Annotated in this window: 9 protein-coding genes; all 9 read left to right on the forward strand. The window is 46.3% G+C overall.

All coding sequences use genetic code 11. The features are described 5' to 3' along the window. Nucleotides 1-29: 29 nt before the first annotated feature. The 9 genes from O8C65_00635 (at nt 30) to O8C65_00675 (ending at nt 8,131) form a co-directional block, all read left to right on the forward strand. Nucleotides 30-464 carry a hypothetical protein gene (locus O8C65_00635; GenBank protein ID MCZ7355414.1) on the forward strand — a complete coding sequence of 145 codons (435 nt, stop codon included), beginning with the start codon at nt 30-32 and terminating at the stop codon, nt 462-464. Between the two features lie 237 nt (nt 465-701). Then, nucleotides 702-1,259 (forward strand): hypothetical protein, encoded by a 558-nt coding sequence (locus O8C65_00640; protein ID MCZ7355415.1) that lies wholly within the window; start codon nt 702-704, stop codon nt 1,257-1,259. A gap of 152 nt (nt 1,260-1,411) precedes the next feature. Beyond that, complete coding sequence (locus O8C65_00645) at nt 1,412-1,813, forward strand: hypothetical protein (protein MCZ7355416.1); 402 nt, start codon at nt 1,412-1,414, stop codon at nt 1,811-1,813. Nucleotides 1,814-1,990: 177 nt separating this feature from the next. Further along, on the forward strand, nt 1,991-3,142 hold the full coding sequence (locus O8C65_00650) for a Xaa-Pro peptidase family protein (protein MCZ7355417.1): 1,152 nt from the start codon (nt 1,991-1,993) through the stop codon (nt 3,140-3,142). Next, nucleotides 3,139-4,014: a type II methionyl aminopeptidase gene (gene map, locus O8C65_00655; protein ID MCZ7355418.1), complete on the forward strand. Its 876-nt coding sequence runs from the start codon at nt 3,139-3,141 to the stop codon at nt 4,012-4,014. Before O8C65_00650 ends, map begins: the two co-directional genes overlap by 4 nt. Further along, a complete protein-coding gene (locus O8C65_00660) occupies nt 4,011-4,790 on the forward strand; it encodes a hypothetical protein (GenBank protein ID MCZ7355419.1) in 780 nt (259 codons plus the stop codon). The genes map and O8C65_00660 overlap by 4 nt, the downstream gene beginning before the upstream one ends. Before the next feature lie 33 nt (nt 4,791-4,823). Beyond that, a complete protein-coding gene (locus O8C65_00665) occupies nt 4,824-5,858 on the forward strand; it encodes a methyltransferase domain-containing protein (GenBank protein MCZ7355420.1) in 1,035 nt (344 codons plus the stop codon). 225 nt (nt 5,859-6,083) lie between these two features. Further along, nucleotides 6,084-6,860, forward strand: coding sequence for a slipin family protein (locus O8C65_00670; GenBank protein MCZ7355421.1), 777 nt, complete (start codon nt 6,084-6,086; stop codon nt 6,858-6,860). Continuing rightward, nucleotides 6,860-8,131 (forward strand): nodulation protein NfeD, encoded by a 1,272-nt coding sequence (locus O8C65_00675; protein ID MCZ7355422.1) that lies wholly within the window; start codon nt 6,860-6,862, stop codon nt 8,129-8,131. The genes O8C65_00670 and O8C65_00675 overlap by 1 nt, the downstream gene beginning before the upstream one ends. Nucleotide 8,132 lies beyond the last annotated feature (1 nt).

The following is an 8,132-nucleotide window of genomic DNA, read 5'->3' on the forward strand; positions in this document are numbered from 1 at the left end:
ATGTTATAAATTTAGAATGCTGGGATGCAATGATACCTGAAGAGATTCTTGGATATTCTTTCAAAAATGAATATTATTTAAACCGGGCTTTGACGCGCAAAGCTTACGCAAACGAACTAAAGCAGCAAAATAAAGAGTGTGAAGACCAGGAAATATATCGAACTCTTGGTGACGCGGTGTTGAAATTGGCACTGGTAGATCTGTTGATAAAATCGGGTTGCAATACAAGGGATGAGATAACCAGTAAGAAAAAAGATCTAGAGCGAGAGGAGGGACTTGCAGAAATAGGTCGGCAGCTTGGGATCGGACCAGCCATTAAATTGGGTGTTGGAGAGAAAAAGCAGAGAGCGGATGAAGAGCCAAAAGTCCTCGCTGAAACGCTGGAAGCATTGATAGCTGCAATTTATTATGACGGGGGATTTGATGCAGCCAAGGCGGTCATTGGTAAATGGTTCAGGATTTAATAAGGCCATCCTGAGGGTTCGACGAAAAAAACCGCAGATAAAGGCGCCCAGAGTCACGCCTCTGGAGGGCGTGTACACGTATTGCTTCGCAATACGTGGGCGCGGAGTCGAGAACCCGCAGGGTTTCGGCATGATGAACGCAGATATTTTATTGTTTTGGAAATAATGTTTATTCAAAGTGATCCGCAATATTAAACAGGAAACGGGTTTTAATAGCCGCCAGGTCAAAATAGGCGCATGCGGTTTCGAAAGATAATCCATATCCTGGGCGTCCTGATCCCGGTAGCTGCCGGGACAATAGGAAAAATCCAGACACTGGCACTCGTTTTGGTCGGATTTTGCATTTATCTTGCGCTCGAAGCTTTGAAACCAAAGATCAGCCGGGATTTTCTTTTACGGGTGTACAGGGAAAATGAGCTGAAAGGTTTATCAATAGAACCGTTTTCGTATTTTATTTCGATTTTGTCTCTTCTATCCCTATCGTTTTTCATAGATGAGAGAATATGTTTTGCTGCAATTGCGATCCTGGCGGTGGGTGATGGTTTTGCTGGTGCCATAGGAAAAAGTTATGGCAGGCACGGTCTTCCATTTAACGAAAATAAGTCATGGGAAGGTACATTATCTGGCTTCATAGTTGCCTCAGTAGCCGGGTTCTATTTTGCAGGTCCCATAGCGATAATCGGGAGTTTTTTCGGGATGCTGGCAGATGCTGTCAGCAAACATGACAACCTTTCCGTTCCGTATGCGGCATTGGCGTCTATGCTCCTGGTCCAATATAGCGGCTTAATAAACTAAAGATTTTCCGAAGAGTTCGATATTTAAAATAAGCTGAGTACGAGTGCGAAGGAAAGGTATGCATTACCATTACTTTTCATCATTCGCTGGAAAATAAGGTTCCTTCGTTACTTTAATATACCTTCATCGCATGTTAAAATTGAGGTGGGATATTGAAACAGGTATTATTATTTAGTTTCATAATAATTGCGGTTGTAACATCTGGGTGTACTTCAGTGTCGCCTATCCATCAAAATATCGTTAATGGTGATATTTCAGTGGGAGCAGGAAAATATGTTTATTATCAATTTTCTGTTCCATCGCAGGCAAGTATATCTGGAGAATTTTCAGCTTCTGGAGGCAGTGGTAATGATATAGAAATTCTCATTCTCGATGAAACTTCATACATCAATTGGATTAACGGTCATAGTGTATCGGCATATTATGATTCAGGACAGATGACTACAGGTAGCATTACTGCAAGCGTACCAGCAGGTAAGTATTATCTTATCTATTCCAATAAATTTAGTACATTGTCTGATAAGACTGTTAAAACTAAAGTTGATGTTAGTTAGACCGTTTGAGTTAGAAATTGTGGAAATTAAATGAACAGATAAAAAAACGTGAGAAAGAGATTGAAAAAAGAGGACGGTTGGTACAAACATTTCTCATTATGATTGGATATTTCGTAGCTATAAAGATCGCTAAAAAAAGCTAAGTAATATGTATTACCATTTCCTTTAAGTGATTCAATGAAACTCAATCTTCCCGGCTCTGAAGCCTTCCTGATGGTCGCTGAAAGCGCGCACAATGCGGATATGTATTATGCCACCGGGTTCCTGGCTGTTGATTCTTTCATATACCTGAATTCTGAAAGTGAAAAGCTGCTTGTCTCGGATATGGAAAAGGGGAGGGCAAAGAATGAATCAAGGGTCAAGGATGTGATTTCATCCTCTAAATACGGGATAATGGAAAAAATAAGGAAATCCAGGGATGCGGAAGCTGCTTACTGTGAGATGATCTGTGAATTCCTGCGATCTGAGAACTTAAAACGGATCGCGGTGCCATATAATTTTCCAGTGCATCTTGCGGATTGCATGAGAAAGGAAGGTTTTGATGTAATACCTATAAAAAGTCCTTTTCGCGATATGCGGGAGGTGAAAAAAGAGTATGAGATCAGAGCCATCGAAAAAGCCCAGAGGGCGGGGGAAAAGGCACTGGCAGAGGGCATAGGGGCCATAAAAAAAGCAAGGATAAAGAACGGGACGCTGTGGGGGGAGAATGTCCCCCTGAGAACGGAGGATGTCGGGGCAATGATAGAAATGTCTCTCCTCTCGCAGGGCTGCGAAGCGGGGGATATCATAATCGCCTGCGGGAAAGGAAGCAGCGACCCGCACTGGCAGGGGGAAGGTGAACTGCTCGCAGATGAACCCATAGTCATAGACATGGTACCGCGCACAAAAAAAGAGCGATATTATTCGGATATGACAAGGACCGTGATGCGCGGTGCGCCGGCTGAGGAATTCAGGGACATGTATTCGGCCGTGAAACAGGCTCAGGTTGCCGCCCTGGCCAAGATAAAAGCAGGTGTGAACGGAAGCGATATACACAATATCGTATGCGATGTGCTGGAAGAGAGAGGGTATGAGACTGGAAGGGGAAAAAGTGGTGAATTCACAGAAGGTTTTATCCACTCGACAGGGCATGGCGTGGGACTTGATATCCATGAAGGCCCGAACCTGGGCGAGAGCGGGAAGGAATTAAAAGCAGGCGCCGTGGTCACAGTTGAACCCGGCTTATATTACAAAAAAATAGGTGGGGTGAGGCTTGAGGACGTGGTTGTTGTGACCCGGAGCGGATGCAAGAATTTAACTATGTTCGAGAAGAATCTGGTGCTGGAATGAAAGAGACAGAAGAAAATGTAGAGAAATACCGGCGAGCAGGGAAAATCCTGTCCGAGGTCCGCGCGCAGGCCATGAAAAAGGTGGAAGAGGGCGCAAGTTTGCTTTCGGTCGCAGAGTTCACTGAGAACCTGATAAGGGAGAAAGGAGGAGAACCAGCGTTCCCTGTTAATATTTCCCGAAATGATGAAGCCGCACATTCAACCCCGTCTTTTAACGATAAGGCAGTTTTTGGGAAGGATATGGTGAAGCTGGATATCGGGGTGCATATCGATGGCTACATTGCGGATACCGCAGTAACGGTCGATCTCTCCGGCAATCCGGAACTCGTGAAGGCAGCCGAGACAGCGCTCTCGGATGCGCTGAAATTCATCCACGCGGGGGTCAATACATCTGATATAGGAGGCGTTATAGAGAATGCTATAACATCATTTGGATACAAACCAATAATCAATCTAACAGGTCATGGTCTTGCGCAGTACATCCAGCATGCACCACCATCTATTCCCAACAAGAAGCTGCCGCATGGCGTGGAGCTTGAAGAAGGTGACATAGTTGCCATTGAGCCCTTCGCTACTGACGGCGGAGGAAAAATTTACGATGCCGGGAATGCCGAGATATATCATCTCGTCTCGAATAGGCCTGTCCGGCTTCCGGCGGCCAGGGCATTGCTGCAGAAGATAGAGACTTATAAGACCCTGCCCTTTGCAAAAAGATGGCTCGGGGACCGGATCGATTTTGCAATGCTTGCTCTTGTCAAGGCGAATATCATTCAGCCCTATCCCATATTGAAAGAGATCGAAGGCGGGCTTATTTCCCAGGCCGAGCATACGATCATAGTTACAGCGGACGGATGCGAGGTAATCACGGGATGAAGATCTTTTTTGCGATCGCGCTTATAGTTCTGACAGCCGGGACAGCAAGCGCAGGGCATCTATGGGTAAACAATATCACCATAAATGAGCACAACATGACATGGAGTTACACGGAGACTCTTTCGGGCATGGATTCTATGTCTTACAGGATAGGTATAGATACTGAGCTTGGAAATAATGACAGCTTTGTCAATGCCTGGGAGTTGCTTTTGGCTGACAAAGAGATACGTAAGGATATTCGAAAGTCAATCGACAGCGAACTTGATGTCAGGATAAATAATCATACCTCTGGTATCGAGGTGTTCGATGTGGATTCGAAATTATCACCGAATATCATCGGGAAAACCCATGTTACCGATATTATTGTAAATAAATACGATGTAACCTACAGGTTCAAGGACAGCATATTCAATGCAAACAGTATCTGGTTCCTCGGGCAGGCAAAATCCCCGATTACCATCAGCATGCCTGCCGGGGTTGATGCAGCAAACACCAGGGGGATGGATAATGTCACTAAGAATGTCACAGATCATACGGAGTTAGCGGGATTTTTTAAACAGGTATCCAGGGACAGGGGAGAGGTTTTGGTGAATATTACAAGGAATATGTCTGCTAAAGTCGTAAATGTTTCTTCTCAGGCATCTGATAACATAACAGCAACCAATGCCACAAAGCCAGTGACAGTAATGGTATCAAAGATGAGGGATACAACCTTGGTTATTGCAGGGGTGGTAATAATTTTATTGATATATATTTTTAAAGTAAAAAGACGGTAGTTCGTGGAAAAAGAGTTTTGGGATTAGTTATTAATGACCCGGGATAAACGTACTATAAAATTCACGAAACCTGTTATTTCAAATAAAGAGGGAATGCAGCTTGCCACCCCTGAAATTGTTGCAGGATACATTGCGAAGCGGTTAAAGACCGATATAATCGCAGACCTGGGATGCGGGATCGGGGGACAGGTTATTTTTCTGGCGAGGGAATGCAGAAAGGTCTATGCCGTAGAGAGGAATCCCGATAAGCTTGAGTACGCAAGAAGGAACTGTGAACTCTACAATGTGAAGAATGTGGAATTCATACTGGGTGATGCCCTTTCAAGGAGCACGAAAGAGAAAGTGTGGGATGCAAACATCGTCTTTTCTGATCCGGCCCGCCCATTATCAGAAAAAGAGAGGACGCTTGAGAACCTTGAGCCGCCGATCACTGAAATACTGAGGCTTTACTCTGATATCACAAAAGAGCTTGCATTCCATGCCCCGCCGCAGATGCCGCCCTCACGAATAACCCTGGATTGCGAGCGGGAGTATCTTTCGTTAAACGGCCAGCTCAACAGGCTGACGCTGTATTTTGGGGCTCTTAAACGATGCGAACGAAGTGCGATTGTTCTTCCATGTGAAGCGAAACTCTGTTCTTCTGATGCCCCGACGGTTAAAACAGGTTCCCTGCGAGAATATGTTTATGAACCTGAACCTTCTGTTGTGAAGGCTGAGCTCCAAAATGAACTGGCTCAAACTCTGGCATCTGAGGGATATGAAATATTTTACTATGACGGGAATGAAAAGCGCACTCTTTTGACATCATCGCGGCTGATCGACTCACCTTTTTTTAAGGATAGATACATGGTTTTAGGGAAGACGGGAAGGGATATACCTGAGATTAAGAAGATCCTGAAAAAAGAACAAGCCGGAAAAGTCGTCCTGCGCTTTGATATCGATCCGATAGAATACTGGGAGGTCAGGAAGGAGCTGGAGGATGGGTTGACCGGAAGCAGGAATTTGCACGTGTTCGGGTTCCGCGATGAGGTTCTGGTAGTGGAGAAGATCAGGTCCCATCCCGTATGAGGCATTTTTCATCAATAAAGTCTTTATATCATTAACCTAAAATAATGATTGGGCCTTTGCAGCAAAAAAGATACCACCATCCACCCAAACAACTATTTTCTTTCTGCAAAGGCTTCTTTTTTGGGTTCAGATTCCCCGAACATTGCCAAACGTCAAATGCCATTTGAATGATACTACCAAACTATTTATCTAACTTAATCCAATTAAAAATGGGTGCCGGATTTTATGGTAGATATAATATCAACAATGATTGCAGTAGTAGTGATAGTAATTATTCTTGCACAATCGATTAAAGTTGTTCGGGAATATGAGCGAGTTGTGATTTTCAGGATGGGGAGACTGTTCGGGGCGAAAGGGCCTGGTATATTCCTCATTATACCTATAGTAGATAGCCCCGTGAAGGTAGACCTGCGGATAATTACGATAGACGTGCCAAAGCAGACCATAATCACCAGGGATAACGTCAGCGTGGACGTGGACGCGGTGATTTATTATCGGGTCGTGGACCCCACATTTGCAGTTACAAAAGTTGAGAATTACAGGATAGCCACAAGCATGCTTGGTCAGACAACGCTGAGGGACATCCTCGGGCAGATCGAACTGGACGACCTGCTGGCGAAGCGCGAAGAATTGAATAAGAAACTCCAGGCAGTCCTTGATGTGGCAACGGAACCCTGGGGTATCAAGATCACGGCTGTCACGATACGCGACGTTGCCCTGCCGGAGTCGATGATGCGGGCAATTGCGAAACAGGCAGAGGCCGAAAGAGAGCGGCGCTCCAGGATCATCCTTGCGGAGGGAGAATTCCAGGCAAGCCAGAAGATGATGGAAGCGGCCGAATTATACCAGAAAGTTCCCATTGCCATGAAATTGCGAGAACTGCAGACACTTGCCGAGATCGCACGTGAGAAGAACATGATAGTGGTCACAACAGGCGGGCCGGGAGCTGATGCAGGCACCATTGCAGGACTGACAAGAGCTTTCACGAAGGCTGAAAAGTAATGGGATCATTACCTGCCTTTGTCTTTTTGTTTGCCGTCCTTCTCATTCCGGCAGCAAATGCACAGGTAATGGTAGTAGAACTGAAGGATACCATTACTTCGGCAAGCGAAGGTATTGTAATCGAGGCGCTTGAAAGTGCAAGGCTTGCGAATGCGCAGGCACTGATAATCACCCTTAACACCCCCGGCGGGGGACTCGATGAGACAAAAAGGATCCTTGAAGACATCGACGCATCACCAATACCGGTAATCGGCTACGTGTATCCGAAAGGGGCTACTGCATGGTCGGCCGGCACCCTCATTCTCCTTGGCACGGATATAGCGGCAATGGCCCCCAACACGATAATCGGGTCTGCCCAGCCTGTAGAGGTGACGTCAGAAGGTCTTAAACCGATCACTGAGGACAAGATCGTAAATGCGGTTGTGGCGCTTGCGGAAGAGAAAGCCAGGCAGCACGGAAGGAATGTGACTGCGGCAGGATATTTTGTTACTAAGAACCTGAACCTGGATGCAGAGCAGGCAAAGAACATGAGCGTGATAGAGGTTGTCTCGCCGGGGATCGATGACCTGCTGACAAAGGTTGACGGGATGAGGGTGAAAGGCCGGGTGCTCAAGACCTCGGGAGCCGCTTTCAGCTATTACTCGCCATCGCTTCGGCTTGTGCTCCTGGATTTGTTCTCAAATCCTATCCTTGCTTCTCTCCTCCTTCTGGTAGGCATCTACTCACTTGTGTTCGGTCTTACCAGTCCGGGCTTCGGCGCCGAGATTTTCGGTGTGATCTCCATAAGCCTTGGGCTTATCGGTCTTGGCTTTTCGGTGAATATCGCGGCATTTTTCCTGATCGGGCTTGGAATGGCGCTTTTGCTGTTCGAATTGCACATTTCGACCTTCGGTCTCATAGGCGTGGCCGGGATTGTATGCGTTGCCCTGGGAAGCGTATTGCTTGTACCCGTTGGATATCCGGGAATGTACTCTATTGAGTTCCAGACCACGATGCTGATAAGCCTTCTTACACCAGCCGTCGTGTTAGGGGGATTCCTTGCTTTCGCTATCTATAAGATGATGCAGGTGAGAATGAAAAAACCTGTGATAGGGGAGGGTGTTGTCGGTGATATTGCCGAGACCATAGATGAAATGACGCCCGGGGCTACCGGATACGTACGGTACCAAGGAGAGTACTGGATGGCAAAGTCAGAGGAGAGTATCGAGGCCAAGACAAAGGTGATTATTACCGGGAAGGATGGGCCTGTGCTGATAGTGAGGGCGAAGTAGG

Source organism: Candidatus Methanoperedens sp., from assembly GCA_027460535.1.
GTDB lineage: Archaea > Halobacteriota > Methanosarcinia > Methanosarcinales > Methanoperedenaceae > Methanoperedens.

Bases quoted from the DNA above. Each gene is read 5' to 3' on its own strand.
- O8C65_00635 (MCZ7355414.1), top strand. From the start codon at position 30: ATGATACCTGAAGAGATTCTTGGATATTCTTTCAAAAATGAATATTAT.
- O8C65_00640 (MCZ7355415.1), top strand. From the start codon at position 702: ATGCGGTTTCGAAAGATAATCCATATCCTGGGCGTCCTGATCCCGGTA.
- O8C65_00650 (MCZ7355417.1), top strand. From the start codon at position 1,991: ATGAAACTCAATCTTCCCGGCTCTGAAGCCTTCCTGATGGTCGCTGAA.
- map (MCZ7355418.1), top strand. From the start codon at position 3,139: ATGAAAGAGACAGAAGAAAATGTAGAGAAATACCGGCGAGCAGGGAAA.
- O8C65_00660 (MCZ7355419.1), top strand. From the start codon at position 4,011: ATGAAGATCTTTTTTGCGATCGCGCTTATAGTTCTGACAGCCGGGACA.
- O8C65_00665 (MCZ7355420.1), top strand. From the start codon at position 4,824: ATGACCCGGGATAAACGTACTATAAAATTCACGAAACCTGTTATTTCA.
- O8C65_00670 (MCZ7355421.1), top strand. From the start codon at position 6,084: ATGGTAGATATAATATCAACAATGATTGCAGTAGTAGTGATAGTAATT.
- O8C65_00675 (MCZ7355422.1), top strand. From the start codon at position 6,860: ATGGGATCATTACCTGCCTTTGTCTTTTTGTTTGCCGTCCTTCTCATT.